Annotated in this window: 16 protein-coding genes; 2 read left to right on the forward strand and 14 right to left on the reverse strand. The window is 73.7% G+C overall.

Features of this window, described 5'->3' with window-relative positions:
• Positions 1-27 precede the first annotated feature (27 nt).
• Positions 28-636 (forward strand): hypothetical protein, encoded by a 609-nt coding sequence (locus tag AFB00_RS35125; protein ID WP_231974056.1) that lies wholly within the window; start codon positions 28-30, stop codon positions 634-636.
• Here AFB00_RS35125 and AFB00_RS24620 read toward each other — a convergent pair.
• The 14 genes from AFB00_RS24620 to nagB form a co-directional block, all read right to left on the reverse strand.
• Complete coding sequence (locus AFB00_RS24620; RefSeq protein WP_068799158.1) at positions 554-1,180, reverse strand: hypothetical protein; 627 nt, start codon at positions 1,178-1,180, stop codon at positions 554-556. The two genes, AFB00_RS35125 and AFB00_RS24620, sit on opposite strands and share 83 nt — an antisense overlap.
• Positions 1,177-3,330, reverse strand: coding sequence for a hydantoinase/oxoprolinase family protein (locus tag AFB00_RS24625; protein WP_068799159.1), 2,154 nt, complete (start codon positions 3,328-3,330; stop codon positions 1,177-1,179). The genes AFB00_RS24620 and AFB00_RS24625 overlap by 4 nt, the downstream gene beginning before the upstream one ends.
• A 47-nt stretch (positions 3,331-3,377) precedes the next feature.
• Positions 3,378-4,997 carry an FAD-dependent oxidoreductase gene (locus AFB00_RS24630; protein ID WP_068799160.1) on the reverse strand — a complete coding sequence of 540 codons (1,620 nt, stop codon included), beginning with the start codon at positions 4,995-4,997 and terminating at the stop codon, positions 3,378-3,380.
• A 126-nt stretch (positions 4,998-5,123) separates the two neighbouring features.
• On the reverse strand, positions 5,124-6,017 hold the full coding sequence (locus AFB00_RS24635; RefSeq protein WP_068799161.1) for a 2-hydroxy-3-oxopropionate reductase: 894 nt from the start codon (positions 6,015-6,017) through the stop codon (positions 5,124-5,126).
• Positions 6,014-6,847, reverse strand: coding sequence for a hydroxypyruvate isomerase family protein (locus AFB00_RS24640; RefSeq protein ID WP_068799162.1), 834 nt, complete (start codon positions 6,845-6,847; stop codon positions 6,014-6,016). The genes AFB00_RS24635 and AFB00_RS24640 overlap by 4 nt, the downstream gene beginning before the upstream one ends.
• A gap of 4 nt (positions 6,848-6,851) precedes the next feature.
• Positions 6,852-8,138 carry a mandelate racemase/muconate lactonizing enzyme family protein gene (locus tag AFB00_RS24645; protein WP_068799163.1) on the reverse strand — a complete coding sequence of 429 codons (1,287 nt, stop codon included), beginning with the start codon at positions 8,136-8,138 and terminating at the stop codon, positions 6,852-6,854.
• A gap of 55 nt (positions 8,139-8,193) precedes the next feature.
• Positions 8,194-9,021: an RraA family protein gene (locus tag AFB00_RS24650; protein WP_068799164.1), complete on the reverse strand. Its 828-nt coding sequence runs from the start codon at positions 9,019-9,021 to the stop codon at positions 8,194-8,196.
• A 50-nt stretch (positions 9,022-9,071) separates the two neighbouring features.
• A complete protein-coding gene (locus tag AFB00_RS24655) occupies positions 9,072-10,112 on the reverse strand; it encodes an oligopeptide/dipeptide ABC transporter ATP-binding protein (RefSeq protein WP_068799165.1) in 1,041 nt (346 codons plus the stop codon).
• Positions 10,109-12,121: a dipeptide/oligopeptide/nickel ABC transporter permease/ATP-binding protein gene (locus AFB00_RS24660; RefSeq protein WP_068799166.1), complete on the reverse strand. Its 2,013-nt coding sequence runs from the start codon at positions 12,119-12,121 to the stop codon at positions 10,109-10,111. The genes AFB00_RS24655 and AFB00_RS24660 overlap by 4 nt, the downstream gene beginning before the upstream one ends.
• Positions 12,118-13,056: an ABC transporter permease gene (locus AFB00_RS24665; protein WP_068799167.1), complete on the reverse strand. Its 939-nt coding sequence runs from the start codon at positions 13,054-13,056 to the stop codon at positions 12,118-12,120. The genes AFB00_RS24660 and AFB00_RS24665 overlap by 4 nt, the downstream gene beginning before the upstream one ends.
• The gene (locus AFB00_RS24670) at positions 13,053-14,594 is read right to left on the reverse strand and encodes an ABC transporter substrate-binding protein (RefSeq protein WP_068799168.1); all 1,542 of its coding nucleotides are present in this window, start codon (positions 14,592-14,594) and stop codon (positions 13,053-13,055) included. The genes AFB00_RS24665 and AFB00_RS24670 overlap by 4 nt, the downstream gene beginning before the upstream one ends.
• 324 nt (positions 14,595-14,918) lie before the next feature.
• Entirely contained in the window at positions 14,919-15,725 is an 807-nt protein-coding gene (locus tag AFB00_RS24675; RefSeq protein ID WP_068799169.1) for an IclR family transcriptional regulator, read from the reverse strand.
• A 105-nt stretch (positions 15,726-15,830) separates the two neighbouring features.
• Positions 15,831-16,979: an N-acetylglucosamine-6-phosphate deacetylase gene (locus AFB00_RS24680; protein ID WP_231974057.1), complete on the reverse strand. Its 1,149-nt coding sequence runs from the start codon at positions 16,977-16,979 to the stop codon at positions 15,831-15,833.
• The gene (nagB, locus tag AFB00_RS24685; RefSeq protein ID WP_068799170.1) at positions 16,976-17,758 is read right to left on the reverse strand and encodes a glucosamine-6-phosphate deaminase; all 783 of its coding nucleotides are present in this window, start codon (positions 17,756-17,758) and stop codon (positions 16,976-16,978) included. The genes AFB00_RS24680 and nagB overlap by 4 nt, the downstream gene beginning before the upstream one ends.
• A gap of 123 nt (positions 17,759-17,881) precedes the next feature.
• On the opposite strand from nagB, the gene AFB00_RS24690 reads away from it, so the two are divergent.
• Complete coding sequence (locus AFB00_RS24690) at positions 17,882-19,078, forward strand: ROK family transcriptional regulator (RefSeq protein WP_068799171.1); 1,197 nt, start codon at positions 17,882-17,884, stop codon at positions 19,076-19,078.
• Positions 19,079-19,080 lie beyond the last annotated feature (2 nt).

Here is a 19,080-nt window from a genome sequence, read left to right on the forward strand (position 1 = left end):
ACCAGCGCGAACGGGAACAGCATGATCATGAAGCTGCGGACCTCGGGGATCGTGAGGTCCAGGGCGCTGGAGAAGAACTGCCAGATCGGCAGCTCGAACGGCACCCCGACGGCGATCCCCATCAGCACGGTCCCGGCCGCCGTCACCTTCGGCACCCCGACCGCGACCATCGCCGGGATCCCGACGACCCCGGCGAGCAGCGCCGCCGGTGCCGAGCCGGTCACGGTGCCGACCATCGCGGCCACACCGAGCATCCCGAGCGCGACGACCACCGGCCGGTCCCCGGCGAACTCGACGGTCTTGCGGACCAGGGTCTTCGCGATCGCCGTGTCGCGCATCAGCGACCCCAGCCACGAGCCGAGGAGGATGGCGATCATCGTCGCGGCCAGCTTCGTGGCCCCCTCCTGCATGACCGCGTCCAGGACGCCGTCGTCACCGGTGAGCGGGGCGCCCGCGGCGAACCCGATCCCGACCGCGAGCCCGACGAGCACGAACGCGGTCGGCACCTTCCCGCTGAGGATCACGGCGACGCCCGCCGCCATGATCAGAAGGATCACGATGCCCATGTCCGGGCCCCCTTGCCTGCAACGGTGGTGTCGAGTGCTGTATCGAGTGCGTCGGCGGCCGCCGCGGTGAGCAGCAGCGGGGACCGGCCCAGGCCCAGCCGTCGCTCGGCGTAGGCGTGCGCGGCCAGCTCGGCCGCACCGGCGACGTGCGCCCAGCGGACCAGGCGCCCGATCCGCAGCGCCGGGACCCCCACCGCGACGCGCAGCTCCCGGGCGTGCGGCCCGGCCAGCAGATGGTGCGCGTGCTCGTGCAGCAGCGCCGCCGCCCGGACGCTGCCGCCCGGGAACCAGGCCCGCCACCCGTGCCGGTCCACGAGGTCCTCGCAGAACGCGACGCTGTCGGTGAACAGCTCCACCGTGCCGCTGCGGTGCAGGAACCGGGCCAGCACCGGGACCTCGCGGGTCAGGCCCCCGGTGCGTTCGACCACCCGGTGCGACGGTCCGGTGCCGGGCCCGGGGACGTCCCGGTCGGCGAGCCGGTGGCCGAACTCCTGCGCCCGCCGGCTGATCAGCTGCAGCGCGCAGGCGTCGCGGGACTCGTTGGTCGGGATCCCGTGCAGCAGCCGGGCGCCGAGCGTCACGTCGTCGACCCGGTCGACGTCGCCGGGGGTCACCGCCGCACCTCCAGCACGGCGACGAGATCGTCGTCGCGGTCCTTGCCGTCCAGCTCGGAGCGGGCGAGGCCGATCAGCGCGCTCTCGTCGAGCACCCCGGACAGGTCCGCGACGGTGGGCCCGGCGATCAGCTGGACGGCGGGTGCGCGGGCGCCCCCGTCGCCGTAGCTGGTGAGCCGGGTGACCGCGGACGCGAGCAGGTCGGCGCCGGACCCGACCGTGCCCCGCACGACGTGTGCGTCGGGCGAGGCGAACCGGACCACGCCGTCCCGGTCGACGATGCGGACCGCGCGCCGCGGCCGCCGGAAGCGGCGCTTGCGCACCGGCGCGCCGTAGACCACGTGGTACGGGGTCTGGGCCAGCACCTCGAGATGCTCCGGGTCGATCCGCAGGCTGCGGGCGGCGATCGGCCCGAGCCGGTCCAGCCCGGGCCGGTCGGTCAGGTCCTGGGTGCGCAGCTCGGTCGCCCCGGTGGCGATGGCGCGCACCGTGTTCGACTGCGGGTCCACGGTCACGTCCACCGAGATCGCGCCCGCTGCCGCGCCCTGGGCCAGCAGCGCCTGCTCCGCCTCGCGGCGCACGCCGAGGATCTGCTCGTCGGTGGCGCCCGGGATGATCCGTTCGACCTGCTCGCGCAGCAGCGCGAGCGCCACGCCGATCGGGCTGATCACCTCGCTGTGCCCGGCGATCGACCACTCCCGGCCGTCGCGCTCGCCGACGAACGGCATCACCGCGGCCGCGCCACCGCCCCCGCCGACCAGGCGGACGGCGTCCGGTTCGAGGCCGTAGTCCCGCACGAGGGCCGCCACCACCTCGGTGACCGGCGCCGCCGCCGTCTCCAGCACGCGGCGGGCCGCGGCCGGCACGTCGACACCGAGCGCGCGGGCGAGCGGCTCCAGCGCCAGCCGGGCGGAGATCGGGTCGGCACGGGCGTAGGCGTCGGCCGGGACCACGCCCAGCGCGTTCGCCGCACAGGTCAGGGTGATCGCGTACCGGCCGCCCGCCGCGTCCAGCGCGACGTGGTCGAGTCGGTCGCCGGGCCGCGGCGCGACCGTGACCAGCTCGGCGCCCGCGAGATCCCCCGGCCCGGCGAAGCAGGCGTAGGGCAGGCCCGCGATGTGCGCCGACCGCGGCCCGACCGCGACGACGCCGGGGGACCCGTCGAGCCGGGCCCGCACCATCGAGCCGCCGCCGATGCCGACCGTCCGCACGTCCAGCGCGTTCAGGTAGGTGGTGCTGCCGCCGAAGCTGGTGTAGCGCACCGCGACCTTCCCGCGGCGTACCACCGACACGTCGGTCGACGTGCCGCCGGTCTCCAGGAAGATCCCCTCGCCGAGGTGTTCCTGCATCAGCGCGCCCGCGACGCCGGCCGCCGGGCCGGACAGCACGGTGAGCAGTGGCCGGCGGCGCATCTCGTCGAGGGACATGACACCGCCGTCGCAGCGCATCACCATCAGCGGCGCGGTGATCCCGGCCTTCTCGATGGCCCGCTGCACCAGGTCCGCGGTGGCGAACATCCGGGGCAGGATGACGGCGTTGAGCACCGCCGTCCTGGTCCGCTTGCTCAGCCCGTACAGCGAGGTGATGTCGTGGGTCGCGGTGACCAGGAAGCCGCGCTCGCGGGCCACGGCGGCGACCGTCTCCTCGCCGGCGGGATCGTCCACGCTGAACGGCTCGGTCACGACCACCGAGCTGATCCCGGCCCCGGCGAACCGGTCGAGCACCGCGTGCAGCCCGGCGGTGTCCGACGCCCGGCGCAGGTGCCCGTACTCCAGCGGCAGCGTGCTGCCCGGGGTCAGCTCGATCCGGCGCATCGCCGCCAGCCGGCGCAGGAACAGCGCCGGGACGCCGGAACCGATCCCGATCAGCCCGACCGGCGCGACGTCGCCCTCCAGCAGCGCGTTGGTCGCCTGGGTGGTGCCGTGGGCGAGGAAGACGACGTCCTCCGGGGCGCGGCCGATGTCGTCGAGCAGCCGGTGCAGCCCCTCGATGATCCCGTGCGCGACCCCGTCGGGATGGTCGTGGCTGGTCGGCGTCTTGTTCTGCCCGATGAGCCGGAGCGTCCGGGCGTCGACGGCGACGGCGTCGGTGAACGTCCCACCGACGTCGATGCCGATCCGGATGGGGTGGGGTACGGGATCGTCGGTCACGTCGTCGTGATCCTTCGTGAGAGGTGGATGTGTCGGTGCCGGTCCGCTCAGTACGAGCCGACGACCGGCCAGTGCCGCTCGACGCCGAGCCGGTCCAGCCGGTGGTTGAACTGCTCGAAACGGTCCGGGTCGGCGTGGACCTCGTGCGGGGTGGAGCCGGTCGCCAGCGCGTGCACCGCGAGCGCCCCGGCGACCTCGCCGACGTTCCACTCCACCGGGTGCAGCCGGAAGCAGCCGTTGGAGACGTGCGTGGTCCCGAGGTTCTTCCCGGCCGGGAGCAGGTTGGTGACCCGCACCGGGAGCAACGCCCCGAGCGGGATCTCGAACGGCATGCTCGGCACGTCGATGTAGTTGTCCCCGCCGGTCGACGGGTGCAGGTCGAGCCGGTAGCTGCCGACCCCGACCGAGTCCTTGCGGACCAGCGGACCGGACCCGAGCAGGTCGGCGGACACGTCGTGCTCGGTCACCGTGGTGACCGCCCGGATCCGGCGGGCCTCCCGGACGTAGGCGGCCTTCGCGAGGCCGTCGACGGTGCCGGTGACGTCGCCGCGCGGGCGGAGGCCGGGGAAGCCGGTGCCGCCGTTCGGGCGCGGTGCCTCGGTCTGCAGCCAGTACAGCAGCGACAGCGACAGCTGCCGGGCCTGTTCCTCGGCCGTGGCCACCACCGCGGGGTCGTCGTCGACGTACGGGGTGAGCCAGTAGTCGTTCATCGGCCAGTTCACCAGGCAGATGTCGGAGTCGAACGCGCCGTCGGTGAACAGCCGCCGGGCCAGGATCCGGCGGAAGCCCCACAGCTCCTTGTCCCCGGCGTCGGCGCTCTGGTCGGCGGCCACGTCGAGCGGGTCGGTGTCGGGGTTCGGGACGAACCGGCGGTCCGTCGTCTCCAGCGTGCGCGGGTCCGGCGCGAGGAAGCCCAGCAGCGGGCCGGGCCAGAACTCCGGACGGTAGGAGCGCCAGAAGTCGTAGTCCGCCGGCCGTTCGATGCGGTGGTCCTCGCCCTCGTGGTGGGAGACGGCGAAGCACACCGTGACGCCCTGCTGGTTGCCCGGCGCCGCGACCGGCGGGGCGTGCGGCTCGTCGTGCTCGGAGCGGGCCTCGGCGCCGGTGACGTGCTCGATCCCGCCGAGCTCGAGCAGGTCACCGGTCTCGGTGGCGTCGAGCACGTAGGGCGCCCGCACCACGACGTCGGTCCCGTCCGGCCCGCGCACGGTCACCGACTCGCAGCGGTCCCCGGCCATCGCGACGGCGACCGGCCGGTGCTCGGTCAGCACCTCCAGCAGTCCGGCGCTGCGCAGCGGGGCCAGCATCTCCTCGATCACCGCGACCGCCACCCGCGGCTCGTGGCAGAGCTTCGAGACCCGCCCGGCCCCCGGGTTCAGCGTGGGGGAGGCGGCGGCCTCCGGGCGCAGCGGGTAGGCCCGCCGGTAGTAGGCGCGGATGCCCTCGCGCAGCTCTCGGTAGCTCGCGGTCGCACCGAACTGCTCGATCCAGGGGTGCTCGTCCGGGGGGACGGCCTGCGAGGTGAGCTGCCCGCCGAGCCAGTCGGTCACCTCGGTCAGGACGGCGCGGCGCCCGGAGCGGCAGACGGCGAGCGCGGCGGCGATCCCGCCCAGTCCGCCGCCGATGATCGCGACGTCGGTCTCGTACGGGGCAGTGCGGTGCGGCATGGGGTTCCCTCGTTCTGCTAATTCGGATTAGCAGGAGGCATGCTGGCACTGCCGCAGGGGTGCGCACAAGAGGTGGCGCCGCGCGGGCGGGTACGGCGCCGCCGCGAGGGGCGGCGGCGCCGTCCGTCACCCCGCGCCGTCCGTGCTCCGCGTCCCCCCGCTCAGCTCGCCGATCGTGCGGTGAAGGGCCGAGTGGTCCAGCCCGCCGTGGCCCGCCGCCCGGGTCGCGGCGACGAGCTGGGCGACCAACGCGCCCACCGGCGTCACGACCCCCGCGGCCCGGGCCGCGTCGGCGACGATGCCCATGTCCTTGTGGTGCAGGTCGATCCGGAAGCCCGGTGTGTAGTCGGCGTCGAGCATCTTCTGGGCCTTCTGGTTCAGCACCGCCGAGCCGGCGAGTCCGCCGCCGAGCACCTCGACGGCGGCCGGCAGGTCGGCGCCGTGTGCTTCGAGGAAGACGAGTGCTTCGGCGAGCAGGGCGATGTTTCCGGCGACGATGAGCTGGTTGGCGGCTTTCACGGTCTGCCCGGCACCCGACGGTCCGACGTGGACGACGGTCTTGCCGACGATGTCGAGGAGGGGCCGGGCTTCGGTGACGTCGTCGTGGTGGCCGCCGACCATGATCGACAGGGTGGCGTTCTCGGCGCCGGTCTGTCCGCCGGAGACGGGGGCGTCGATCATCCGCAGGCCGTGTTCGGCGGCCCGGGTGGCGAGGTCTTTGGCGACGTCGGGGCGGATGGTGGAGAAGTCGATGATCAGGGTGCCGGGCTTGGCGACGTCCAGGATGCCGTCGGTGAGGACGGTCTCGACGTCGGGGGAGTCGGGCAGCATGAGGGCGATGACGTCGGCGTTCTCGGCGGCTTCGGCGACGGACCCGGCGGCGCGCCCGCCGGCGTCGACGAGGGGTCGGGTCTTCTCGGGGCTGCGGTTGAACCCGGTGACGTCGTGTCCGGCGGTGAGGAGGTGGCGGGCCATCGGCCCACCCATGATGCCGAGCCCGACGAAGCCGATCGTGGTCACGCGGTGCCTCCTGCTGTGGTGGTCGTGCCGGCGAGCCAGGCGAACGGGTCCTCGGTCGTGGGCCTGTACTCCAGGCCGACCCGTCCGCGGTAGCCGGTGGCCGCGACCTGGTCGAGCAGTGCGACGACCGGCAGGTCCCCGGAGCCGGGCTCGCCGCGACCGGGTGCGTCGGCGATCTGGACGTGCCCGATCCGGTCGCCGTACGCGGCGATCGCGGCGGCGGGATCATCACCGTTCACGGACAGGTGGAACACGTCGAGCAGCAAGCGCACGTCGTCCGAGCCGACCCGGTCCAGTACGGCGACGACGTCCGCGGCGGTCCGCAGCGGGTAGGTGTCGATCCCGCTGACCGGCTCGAGCAGTGCGACCGCGCCGATCCGGGCGGCCGCACGCCCGGCGAGCGCCAGGTTCGCGGCGGCCAGCTCGTCCTGTTCCTGTGCGGTGACACCGTCGATCCGGTTGCCGTACAGGGCGTTGAACCCCGTGGTGCCGAGTCGCTCACCGATCCCGACCGCGACGTCGACGTTGTCGGCGAAGGCGCCCGCCCGCCGCGGGTCGGACGCGATGCCGCGCTCACCGGCGGGCATGTCGCCCGCGTCGAAGTTCAGGCCGGACAGCACGACACCGGCGTCGGCGACCGCGGTCACGAACGCGTCGACCTCACGGTCGGACGGGACCGGCCGGTCGAACGGCCACCAGAACTCGACCGCGTCGAACCCGGCGGCCGCGGCCGCGGCCGGGCGTTGCAGCAGCGGGAGGCCGGCGAGGACGATCGAGCAGTTGACGGTGACCGGGAGCGGGAGGCCGCCGGTCACGGGTGTTCCGCGCATCGGCTCAGCCCCACTGACGGTCGTAGCTCGCCTCGTCGTCCCAGGCGCTCGTCTCCGCGAAGAACACCGGGTCACGGGGATCGAGCGCGGCCTTGAAGGCGTCCTCGTCGATGTCACCGAAGCCGAGCCCGGGCGCCTCCGGGACGGCGATGTGCCCGTCCTGGATGATCGGGTCGGGCAGGCCGGTCACCAGCCCGTTCCACTCGGGGACGTCCGCCGCGTGGTGCTCCAGGGCGTAGAAGGTCTCCGAGGCGGCGCCGATCGCGACGCAGGCCATGGTGGCGATCGGGGTCGCCGCGAGGTGCAGCGCGGTCGGTACGCCGTAGGTCTGGGCGAGGTCGGCGATCCGCTTGGTCTCCAGGATGCCCCCGGCGCTCGCGGGATCCGGGTGGGCGACCCGGATCGCCTGCCGGTCCAGCAGGGGCTTGAAGTTCTCGGCGAGGTAGATGTCCTCCCCGGTGCAGGTCGGGATCGCGACCGCGTCGGTGATCTGGCGCCACTGCTCGGTGTACTGCCACGGGATCAGGTCCTCGAGCCACTCCAGCCCGAACGGCTCCAGACCGCGCCCGAGCCGGATGGCCGACTCCACGTCCATGTACCCGAAGTGGTCGACCGCGACCGGAACCTCGTCGCCGATGATCTCGCGCACCCGGGCGACGTAGTCCACCAGGTGCTCGACGCCCTTCCTGGTGATGTGCACCCCGGTGAAGGGGTGCATCGTGAAGGGCCGGTCCTTCGGCCGGCGGGCGCGCTGGGCGTCGCTGGCGATCACCGCGCCGGGGACGTCCATGAGCAGCGACAGGCCCACGTCCATCTTGAGCATCCGGAAGCCGCGCTCCATGCGCTCCAGCAGGACCCGGCCCATCTCCTCCGGGTCCGGCTGGGACTTGGTGTCGGCGTAGACCAGGACCCGGTCGCGGTACTTCCCGCCGGCCAGCATGTACGCGGGGATGTCGTAGGCCTTGCCGGCGAGGTCCATCAGCGCCATCTCGACGCCGGAGACGCCGCCGCCCTGCCGGCCGTGCCCGCCGAACTGCCGGATCGTGCGGAACACCTTCTCGACGTTGCAGGGGTTCTCCCCGACCAGCCGCGACTTGAGCATCAGCGCGAAGGTCGCACTCGCCTGGTCCCGCACCTCGCCCCAGCCGGTGATGCCCTGGTTGGTGTCGAGCCGGATGACGGTGTGCCTCATCGGCACGCCGTCCAGCTTCGCGATGCGCAGGTCGGTGATGCGCAGGTCGCTGGAGCGGGTCCGGGTGTTGATCCGGTCCTCGAGTCCGACCTCGGTCATGGGGTCCTCCGTGGGGTCGCGGTGTCGCCGGTCCTGGGGTGGTGCGGGGGAGCGGTCACTGCCGGGTCAGCCGCCACGAGTCGAAGTCGGCCTGGATCTCCTCGTCCCAGGTCCCGATGTCGATCTGCGCGCTCGTGTACACGCGCTCGGCCAGGCGGGACTTGCCGAAGGCGTCCCGCAGGCGGGTGTCCTCGCTGTGCCGGGCGACCGGCTCGGCCAGGTGCGGCGGCACGAAGATGACCCCGGTCGGCGTGCCGATGACGATGTCGCCGGGCAGCACCGTCACCCCGCCGACGCGCACCGGCACGTTGAGGCCGGCCATCGTCACGTCGGCGATCCCGGTCGGGTGCGCGCCCCGGTGGAACACGTTCGTCGACTCCAGCTCGGCGATGCCGGTCTCGTCGCGGATGCCGCCGTCGATCACGGCGCCGCCGCCCGCGGTGCGGCTGGCCAGCGCGGTCGCCAGGTTGTCGCCGATGAACGTGCCGTGTTCGATCTTGCCGAACATGTCCACGACCATCACGTCACCGGCGACGACGGCCTCGACGGCCCACCAGTTCTGCTTGACGATCCCGTCGGCCGCCCAGCCGCGGGCCCGGGCGAACTCCAGGACGACGGCGTCGAAGTCCGGCCGGTGCGGCACGTACTGGGCCGTGACCGCGCGTCCGATCAGCGGCTGGCCGGGCCGGGTCTGGCACCAGTGCCCGACGAACTGCCGCTCGTAGCCGGCGTGCTTCATCGGCTTCCACGCCTGCTCGGTCGAGATGCCGCGCAGCCGGTCGATCACGTCGTCGCCGACGTAGGGGCGTCCGGTGTCGTCGCGGTCACCGGTCCACTGGGGCGTCAGCGCGATCAGGCCGTCACGGTCGAGCTGGATCTGCATGCTTGTCCTCATCGTCGTGGTGCGTGATGCCGTGGTCGGGTGGGCGGGGGTCATCGGGGGGCGGCGAGCCGGGCGAGGGGGTCGGCCGCATCCCCGGTGCTGCCGGTGGCTCGGGGGTGGCCCGACGCCGGGTCGTAGAGGTGGCAGGCGACCGTCCGGTCGGCGATCGCGATCGGGAGGGGTGTCCTGGTCCGGCAGGCGTCGTCGACGAACGCGCAGCGGGACGCGAACGGGCATCCCGTAGCCGTCGTGGCTGCGACCGGGGCCGCCCCGCGTGCCGCCAGCCGCCGGGCCCGTCGTTCCCGCTGGGCCCGTGGATCGGGGACCGGGATCGCGTCGAGCAGGGTCCGTGTGTAGGGGTGGTAGGGCCGGTCGACGACGTCGGCCGTGCGGCCGCGCTCCATGACCGCGCCCTTGTAGAGCACCACGATCCGCCGGGAGATGTGGCGCACCACGGCGATGTCGTGGGAGACGAAGAGGTAGGCCACGCCCAGCTCGCGCTGCAGGCGCTTCAGCAGCGCCAGGATCGAGGCCTGGGTGGAGACGTCGAGGGCGCTGACGGACTCGTCGCACACGATGAGCCGGGCGTCGATGGACAGCGCCCGGGCGATGGCGATCCGCTGACGCTGCCCGCCGGAGAACGCCCCCGGGTAGCGGTCGGCCGCGTCGCGGGGCAGCGACACCCGTTCGAGCAGGTCGCCGACGGTGGCCGCCGCCTCGCTGCGCGAGACGCGCCGCACCACCCGGAGCGGCTCCTGGAGGAGATCTCCCACCTTCAGCGACGGGTTGAGCGAGCTCAGCGGGTCCTGGAACACCACCTGCAGGTCCCGGGCGAGCCGGGCCCGGCGCCGGCCCCCGAGCCCGGCGATCTCCTGACCGTCGAACCGGATCGAGCCGGAGCTCACCGGGGTGAGGCCGAGGACCGCGCGGCCGATCGTCGACTTGCCGGAGCCGGACTCGCCGACCAGGCCGACGGTCTCGGCCGCGTGCACGTCCAGGTCGACCCCGCGTACGGCGCGCAGCGTCTCCCGCCGCGAGATGCGGTAGTCGACGTCGAGGCCGCGGATGTCCAGCAGCGGATCGGGCGTCATGACGAGCTCACCTCCACCGGGGCGGGACCCGGCTCGGTCGGGATCGGTGACCGGTGCGGCGCCACATCGCCCCGTTCGGCGACCAGCTCCGCCGAGCGCAGGCAGCGGTGCAGGCGCTGCGGACCGGCCGGCTGCAGGACCGCGGGCCCGGACCGGCACCGCTCGGTCGCGAAGGAGCAGCGACCGGCGAAGCGGCAGTGCTCGGGCCACCGGCCGGGCGGCGGGACGACACCGGGGATGCCGACCGGGTCGTGCTCGTCGTCCACCTGCGGGGTCGCGGCGAGCAGGGCGCCCGTGTACGGGTGGCGCGGCGCGTCGAACAGGTCCTCGACGGGCCCCTGCTCGACGATCTCGCCGGCGTACATGACGACGGTGCGGGTGCAGATGTCGGCGATGACGCCGAGGTCGTGGGTGATGAACAGCAGCGCCATCCCGAGCTCGGTCTGCAGCCGGCGCAGCAGCTCGAGGATCTCGGCCTGGACGGTCACGTCCAGGGCGGTGGTCGGCTCGTCCGCGACCAGCAGCCGGGGTTCCCCGGCCAGCGCCACGGCGATGGACACCCGCTGGGCCATGCCACCGGAGAGCTGGTGCGGGTAGGACCGCAGGACGGCGCCGACCCGCGGGATGCCGACCAGCTCCAGCAGCTCGGCGGACCGGGCGCGGGCACCCGCGCGATCGTGCCCGTGCCCGCGCAGGACCTCCTCCAGGAGGCTGCCCACGGTGAAGACCGGGTCCAGCGCCACCATCGGTTCCTGCGAGATCAGCGCGACGTCGCGCCCGCGCCGGGCGGCGAACGAGCCGTCGTGGGTGGCGACCCGGCGCCCGTCGATCTCGATGTGACCGCTGATCACCCCCGGGGAGGGCACCCGGCCGAGCAGGCTCAGCCCGGTCATCGTCTTGCCGCAGCCGGACTCGCCGACGAGACCGACCGCCTCGCCGGGGGCGATGTCGAGATCGAGTCCCGAGACGACGTCGACGAAGCCACCGTCGCGGGGGAAGGAGACCCGCAGGTCACGAACCCGCAGCACGCCGCCGTGGCGGGTGTCGTCGGTCGGGTCCGGCACGACCTCGCGCCGGGCCAGCTCCTCGGCCGCCCGACGGTGCGCCCGGGTGCGCTGCGCGGCGTCACCGCGGCCGCGCCGGGACGCGTACATCTCGTCGCGCAGGTAGTCCCCGAGCAGGTTGAGCGCGAGCACCGTCAGCACGATCATCAGGCCGGAGGGGACGAGCAGCCACGGCTGCAGGCTGATCGAGCTCGCCGCCTCGGAGATCATCCCGCCCCAGCTCGGGTACGGGGGCGGGGCACCCAGCCCGAGGAAGCCGAGCCCGGCCTGGACCACGACCGCCGTCCCGAGTGCCGCCGAGCCCTGGATGAACACGGGGCCGACGGCGTTGGGCAGGATGTGCCGGCCCAGGATCCGCACGTTCGACAGTCCGGACACCCGGGCTGCGTCGACGTAGAGCTCCTCCCGTACCGACCGGGTCAGCGAGCGGACCAACCGGATGAAGGTGGCCGACATGAGCACGCCGAGCACCGTCATCGCGGCCCAGATGTCGTTGCCCAGCACCGTGGCCACCGCGAGCAGCACCAGGATCGTGGGCAGGGTGATCAGGATGTCCTGCAGCCAGTTCACGACGGTGTCGACGATCCCGCCGACGTAGCCGGCGAGCAGGCCGAGCGCGGTGCCGAGCGCGACCGCGATGACGACGGCGAGGGCGGCGCTGAGCAGGGTCTCCCAGCCGCCGAACAGCAGCCGGTCCAGCACGTCACGGCCGAGCTGGTCGGTGCCCAGCGGATGCTCCGCGCTCGGGCCGGCCAGGGAGTCCGCGAGATCCTGCTCCAGCGGTGCCCCGAGGGACAGGAGCCGGGCCACGCTGCTCGTCAGGAAGACGAGCCCGATCCACGCCAGGCAGGCCAGGATCCCCGGGCGGCGCAGCAGCCAGGCGACACGCGCGGCGCGGCGCGCGGCCGGCTCCCCGCCGGAGGACGCGGTGGCGTCGGTGCTCATAGCCTCACCTTCGGGTTCACCGCGGCGTTCAGGAGATCCACCGCCAGGTTGATCAGGACGACGGCCGCGGCGGTCAGGACGAGGATCCCGAGCACGACCGGCACGTCGCCGCGCGCCAGCGCGGTCAGGGTGTGCTGCCCGAGGCCGGGCACCGCGAAGACCTGCTCGACGATGATCGAGCCGCCGGACAGGGCCACGAACTGGATGCCGAACGTCGTCAGCACCGGGGTGGCCGCGTTCTTCAGCGCGTGCCGGTAGACCACGGACCGTTCGCCGACACCGGCCGCCCGCAGCGTCCGGACGTAGTCGCGGTCCAGGTTCTCGGCCATGGCCGAGCGCGTCTGGCGGGCGATCACCGAGATCGACACGGTGGCGACCGCCGTCACGGGCAGCACGAGGTGGCTCAGCCACTGACCCGGCGACTCGGCCAGGTCGACGTAGCCGGTCGCGGGGAACCAGCCCAGCGACAGACCGAACAGCAGGACCAGCAGCAGCGCCAGCCAGAAGTTCGGCACCGCCATGGCCACGACGGTGGCCCCGACCAGTCCCCGGTCGACCAGCCCGCCACGGGTCGCGGCCAGCACCCCGATCGGCACGCCGAGCGCCAGCGCGACGATCAGCGACAGCACGATCATGGACAGGGTGATCGGCGCCGTCTGGACGATCCCGGTGAGCACCGACTGGCCGTTGTGCCAGGAGACACCGAGATCGCCGCTGAGGACCGCGCCGACCCACTCCCCGTAGCGCTCCACCAGTGGACGGTCCAGCCCGAGCTCCACCCGGATCGCCGCGATGGCCTCCGGGGACGCCTCCTCGCCCGCGCGTCGTTCGGCGATGTCGTTCGGGAGGGCGTTGAGCAGGACGAAGACCAGCGACGCGATCCCGAACAGCATCGGGACGGAGTAGAGCAGCCGCCGCCCGGCGTACCGGATCACGTGACGTCCGCGCGGCGCAGACCGTCCAGGAGGTACGGGCCGCCGTGGCCGGGCAGCACGTGCACGCCCCGGACCACCTCGGGGTCGTAGTAGGTCATCGAGTCCACGTAGCCGACCTGGATGCTGTAGGCGCCCTCGACCGAGGCCCTGGCGATGTCGCGCATCAGCTGGTCCTGCTGCTCGCCCTGGGCCGTGAGCATCGCGTCGTAGAGCTCACGGATCTCGGGGACCTCGTAGCCCCGCTGGTTGGAGGCCTTGACCGGGCCGAGGTAGAGCAGCTCGGGGGTCGAGTAGCCGTCGGAGAGACCGCGTGCCGCGGCGGCCGCGGCGTAGGCACCGATGTCGGTGTTCGCCGTCTCGCCGGGCGGGCGCACGACGAGGTTCATCGTGATCCCGACCTGGGACAGGTAGCCGGCGACGGCCTCGGCCATCGGCTGGTCCTTGGCCAGCGTGACCGCCTCGAACGCGAAGCCACCGGCCTGGCCCGCCTCGGCGAGCAGGCGGCGCGCCTCGTCGGGGTCGTAGGGCCAGCGGTCCAGCAGGGACTCGTCGTAGCCCGGGCCGGTGCCGGGGGTGAAGGTCAGGACGCTCGGTGTCCCGCGGCCCTGGAAGGTCGTGTCGATGATCGCCTGCCGGTCGACGGCCATCTGCATCGCCCGGCGCACCCGCACGTCGGCCAGCTGCGGGAACTCCTCGCCGGCGAGGTCGAAGATCTGGATCCCGTTCGCGTTGTGCGGCTGGGAGTGGATGCCCAGGTCGGTGCCCTCGGCGGCGGCCACGTTGGACGCGTCGCCGTAGCCGACGTCGGCCTGGCCGGAGACCAGCGCGTTGTACATCGCATTGGCGTCGGTGTAGATGCGCAGCTCGAGGGTCTCGAACTCGAACGCCTCGGCGTTCCAGTAGCCCGGGTTCTTCGTGTAGGTGTAGACGCTGTCCGGCGTGGTCCGGCTCTGGTCCAGGGTGTACGGGCCGGCGCCGACCGGGTTGATCTCCAGGTCCCCGGCGGCGATCGCCCGGGGGCTGGGCACCGAGCCCGCGTGCCCGACGAGCGAGTTCAGCAGCGTCGGATCGGGGCTGCTCAGGTCGAGCCGGACGGTGTACGGGTCCTCGACGACGACCTCCTCGACCGCGTCCAGCCGGCCGTAGGGCGCGTTCGGCGCCTCGCGGAAGTAGTCGAAGTACGTCTTGACCGCCGCCGCGTCGAAGACCTCGCCGTCGGTGAAGCTGACGCCCTCGCGGATGCGCAGGACGAGGGTGGTGGGGTCGGTCCACTCCCAGGACTCCGCCATGCCGCCGGTGAGTTCCTGCTCGGCGTCGCGCTCCAGCAGCGAGCCGTACAGCGCGTCGATGTGGGCGCTGCCCTGGGCGCCGGCGATGGCGTACACCGGGTCGAACGTCTCGGTGGCGAACGAGTAGCCGATGGACAGGGTGTCGGTCGGTCCGCCGCCACCGCCGCCGCATGCGGTGAGGGTCAGGATCGCGGCCAGGGCGACCGCGATCCGGCGGGCGCCGGTACGGCGCCGTGCAGGTGTGTTCACGAGGTGTCTCCGCTTCGTTGCGGGGAGGGGCGTGGGCAGGGATCCGGTCGTCGTGCGCCGGTCAGCAGCGCACTGCGCACCGCGCCGGCGGCGGGGGACCACTCACGGCGGGGCCGGTGCGCGCCCCGCCGGCGACGATCGCCGCGGAACGGGATCGGGAGGAGCCGGATCGACGTCGAGCGCAGCCGGGGACATCGCCTCCGCACGGGGCATCAGCACGCCCTCCTCACCCGGGCGAGCGTGCTGCACCCGTCGGACGGCCGCCCTCGTCGGCGGCCACCACGACCGTACAAACCTATCTCATTGAACGCAACAGCGTTTTATTCAGTGATTTTCGCCGGCCAGATCCCTCGACGTCGCGGCCGCCGCCTCGATGACCGCGGCCGCCACCTCCTCGCCGCGGGGCAGCAGGCGGAAGCTGGGCCCCGAGATGCAGGCGGCCGCGATCGGGTCGCCGTTCGGGGCGAAGACCGCGCTGGCGTAGCGGATGACGTCGTCGGCCCGGTCGTATCCGGCCCAGCCCCGGTCACGTGCCTCGTCGAGCGTCGCCACGGTGGCCCGCACCTCCTCGTCGGACAGGGCGTGGCCCGCGCACTCCGCGGACAGGCGCAGCACCTCGACCCTGGTTCCGTGCGGGAGGTGCGCGAGGATCGCCCGTCCCGCGGCCGTCTCGTGCACCGGGCGCTGGCGGCTGGTGAGGTGGGACCGGACCAGCTGGGACGAGCCGATGTAGTCGATGAAGGTCATCATGCCGCCGTCGAGCATCGCGAGGTGGATCTCCTCGTCGAAGCGCTCGTGCATCATCTCCAGATGGGGGCGGGCGACGACGCGGAGGTCCTCGACCTCGGAGTAGCCGGCGCCGAGCTCGCCGAGTTTCGCGGTGAGCCGGTACCGCCGGTACCCGTCCTGGCGCACGTACCCGGTGTCGCGCAGCTGGGCCAGCAGCCGGGACGCGGTGGACTTGTCCAGGCCGGTCTCGGCCGAGATCGCGGTGACGCCGACCCCGTGCCGGTTGCCCGCGCGGGCGACCGCCTCGAGCACGAGCAGTCCGCGGTGCAGCACGGTGGACGGCGGGTCCCGGCGTTCCTGCGCCGCCGCCTCATCCGGCCCCGTCGCCGAATCCACACCCATGCGTACCCGCCTCCTGCTCCTCGCCCGCCCGCGACGCGCACGTCGGCACCGGCGATCGTATTACCCAGTGCACCAGACGCTCACCCTGCGCGACGGTGCGTGGCCTCAGCCGCCGGTGCCGACCGGACTGCCGCCGCGCAGCACCGAGACCACCGCGAGATCGTCGTCGAGCAGGACGAGATCGGCCCGGGCACCCGGCCGTAGGCAGCCGATGTCGTCGCGGCCCAGGGTGCGGGCCGGGGTCGCCGAGGTGCAGGCGACGGCGTGCGTGAGGCCCTCCTCGCGGGAGCCGGGATGGTTCCGGACCAGGTTGCGGAACAGGACGTCCGCCGTCGCCGTCGACCCGGCGATCGAGCCGCCGGGTACCCGGGCGACCCCGTCGGTCACCTCGACCGGCAGCGGGCCGAGACGGTAGGAGCCGTCGCCGTTGCCCGCGGCGGCCATCGCGTCGGTGACCGCGACCATCCGGCCCGGTGCGGCCCCGGCGACGATCTGCCACAGGGCGGGATGGACGTGCACGCCGTCGCAGATCAGCTCGACCACCGCGCGCGGGTCGGTCAGGAGCGCGGCGACCGGTCCGGGGTCGCGGTGGTGCAGCGGGTCCATCGCGTTGAACAGGTGGGTGCCGACCCGCGCCCCGGCGTCCAGCGCACGCCGGGTCTGGTCGTAGGTCGCCGTGGTGTGCCCGATCGCGGCCAGTGCCCCGGACCCGGCGACGGCGCCGATCGCCGCCGTTCCGCCCGGTCGTTCGGGGGCGAGCGTGACCATGCTGATCAGCCCGGTGTCCAGCAGCGGTCCGAGCTCGGCCGGGTCGGGGTCGCGCAGCAGCGCCGGGTCGTGCGCCCCGCACCGGCTCGCCGACAGCCACGGACCCTCGAGGTGCACCCCTGCGACGACACCGTCGGCGACGAGGCCGGCCAGCCCGTCCACCGCCCTGCGCAGCTCCTCCGGGGCCAGGGTGACCAGGGAGGCGAGCATGGTCGTGGTGCCGTGCGCGGCGTGCACCGCGGCGACGTGGGCGGACCCGTCGGGGTCGGCGCCGAAGGAGGCCCCGCCGCCGCCGTGGCAGTGCAGGTCGACGAAGCCGGGGACGACCACCGCGGCCGTCCGCTCCGGCTCCCGCGGCGGGGCCCCGGAGCCGGTCGCCACGACCCGGTCGCCGTCGACCGCGACCCAGCCGGGCCCGGGAGGTGCGTCGCCGGTCACCAGGGTCCCGGCGGCCACCACCCGGCTTCCGTCGGGCGGTTCGGTCACCACCGCTGCCACTGCGGCTTGTTGTCGTAGGTGAAGCGGTAGTAGTCGGCGAGCGCGAGCCGGGAGGCCGCCGCCTCGTCGACGACGACGGTGGCGCGGCGGTGCAGCTGCAGCACCGAGGCCGGGACGAACGAGGTGAGCGGACCCTCCACCGCCGCGGCGACGGCGGCGGCCTTGGCCTCTCCGTTCGCCACGAGCAGCAGCTCGCCCGCGTCGAGGATGGTGCCGAGGCCCTGGGTGATGCAGTGCGTCGGCACCTCCTCCGGGGTGGCGAAGAACCGGGCGTTGTCGGCGCGGGTGCGTTCGGCGAGGGTCTTGATCCGGGTGCGCGAGGACAGCGACGACGTCGGCTCGTTGAAGCCGATGTGCCCGTTCGTGCCGACGCCGAGGATCTGCAGGTCGATCCCGCCGGCCGCGACGATCGCGTCCTCGTAGGCGCGGGCGGCGGCGGCCAGGTCGGTGGCCCGCCCGTCCGGGACGTGCACCCGGTCGGGGGCGAAGCCGAGCGGCCCGACCACCGAGGTGGCGAGCACCTGCACGTAGGACTCGGGGTGCTCGGCGGGGATGCCGACGTACTCGTCGAGCGCGAATCCGGACGCGGCGGCGAACGAGATCTCCCCGGCGGCGGCCCGCGCTGCCAGGTCCGCGTAGACGCCCTGCGGGCTGCTGCCGGTGGCGAGACCGATCGTCGCACCCGGGTCCTCCCGCACGACGGCGGCGATCCGTGCCGCCGCGGCCGGGCCGACGTCCTCGGCCGACGGGACGATGATGATCTCCATGGAACTCCTTGCCCGGGTGTCTCGAACGACTTGTGTTTGAATGTCAAACTCTAACAGGCGATTCTCGAATCCACCTGTGCGTCGCTCGACCTCCACGACCGTCGAGTGGTTACGCTCGGTGCCATGACCACGACGGCATCGCCGCTGCGGGGTGCCGTCGACACCTCGCCCGGTGCGATCTTCCACCTCGTCCGGAGCGGGCTCGCGGCGAGCAGACGGGACATCGCCCGCTGGTCCGGTCTCGCACCGTCGACGGTCTCGTTGCGGGTGGAGAGCCTGGTCCGGGCCGGTCTGCTCCAGGAGTCCGGGGCCCCGGGGCGCCGCACCGGCCGCACCCCCCGCACGCTGCAGGTCCGGGCGGACGGCCCGCTGGTCGCGTCGGTGGTGCTCGGTCCGTCCGGGGCGGAGCTGGTGCTGGCCGACCTCCGGGGACGGACCCGGGCCACCGACCGGATCGACATCGACGTCGGCCGGGGCCCGGACGCCGTGCTCCCCGAGCTCCGGTCGCACGCCGGCCGGGTCGCGGGCACGGTGGCCGACTCCGCGGGCGAGCTGGCCGGATGGGCCGTCGGCCTGCCGGCCCCGGTCGACGCGGAACGACGGACGGTGTCGGCGTCGGCGCAGCTGCCCGGCTGGGAGCGGGCCGATCTCGTCGCGCTGATGGGGCACAGCACCCCGACGCCCACGATCCTGGAGAACGACGCCAACCTGCTGGCGGTCGCCGAGCACGAACACACCCCGGCGCCGGTCCGGCACCTGATCGCGGTCAAGCTCGGCGAGCGGATCGGCGCCGGCATCGTCGCCGCCGACCGGTTGTTCACCGGCGCGCGCGGGGCGGCCGGGGAGATCGGCCACTCGGCGACCGGCGCACCGTCGGTGATCGGGTGCGCCTGCGCGGTCCCGGGCTGCCTGGAGTCGGTGGCCAGCGGACGGGCCCTGGTGACCCGCCTGCAACGCGACGGCCACGACGTCGGCTCGGTGGCGGACCTGGCGGCGGCGGCCGGTGCGGAGGACCCGCACGCGGTCGCCGCCCTCCGGACCGCCGGCGGACTCGTCGGCGAGCGGCTCGCCGAGTTCGTGAACTTCTTCAACCCGGAGCTGGTCGTGCTGGGCGGGGGCCTCGCCGAGGTCGGGGTCTACGTGGGCGCCGTCCGGGCCGAGATGTTCCGCGCCTGCCTGCCGATCGTGGCCGGATCGGTGGAGCTGACCGTCTCCCGGGTCGGCCGGTCGGCCGAGGCGGTGGGCGGTGTCCGGCTGATCCTCGACCGCATCCTCGGCGTCGGGGCGGTCAACGAGCTGGTGTCCGCGTCGGACGGGTGACG

The organism is Pseudonocardia sp. HH130630-07 (assembly GCF_001698125.1).
In the GTDB taxonomy this organism is placed as follows: domain Bacteria; phylum Actinomycetota; class Actinomycetes; order Mycobacteriales; family Pseudonocardiaceae; genus Pseudonocardia.

Bases quoted from the DNA above. Each gene is read 5' to 3' on its own strand.
- AFB00_RS35125 (WP_231974056.1), top strand. From the start codon at position 28: ATGAAGCTGCGGACCTCGGGGATCGTGAGGTCCAGGGCGCTGGAGAAG.
- AFB00_RS24630 (WP_068799160.1), bottom strand. From the start codon at position 4,997: ATGCCGCACCGCACTGCCCCGTACGAGACCGACGTCGCGATCATCGGC.
- AFB00_RS24640 (WP_068799162.1), bottom strand. From the start codon at position 6,847: ATGCGCGGAACACCCGTGACCGGCGGCCTCCCGCTCCCGGTCACCGTC.
- AFB00_RS24645 (WP_068799163.1), bottom strand. From the start codon at position 8,138: ATGACCGAGGTCGGACTCGAGGACCGGATCAACACCCGGACCCGCTCC.
- AFB00_RS24650 (WP_068799164.1), bottom strand. From the start codon at position 9,021: ATGCAGATCCAGCTCGACCGTGACGGCCTGATCGCGCTGACGCCCCAG.
- AFB00_RS24655 (WP_068799165.1), bottom strand. From the start codon at position 10,112: ATGACGCCCGATCCGCTGCTGGACATCCGCGGCCTCGACGTCGACTAC.
- AFB00_RS24660 (WP_068799166.1), bottom strand. From the start codon at position 12,121: ATGAGCACCGACGCCACCGCGTCCTCCGGCGGGGAGCCGGCCGCGCGC.
- AFB00_RS24675 (WP_068799169.1), bottom strand. From the start codon at position 15,725: ATGGGTGTGGATTCGGCGACGGGGCCGGATGAGGCGGCGGCGCAGGAA.
- nagB (WP_068799170.1), bottom strand. From the start codon at position 17,758: ATGGAGATCATCATCGTCCCGTCGGCCGAGGACGTCGGCCCGGCCGCG.
- AFB00_RS24690 (WP_068799171.1), top strand. From the start codon at position 17,882: ATGACCACGACGGCATCGCCGCTGCGGGGTGCCGTCGACACCTCGCCC.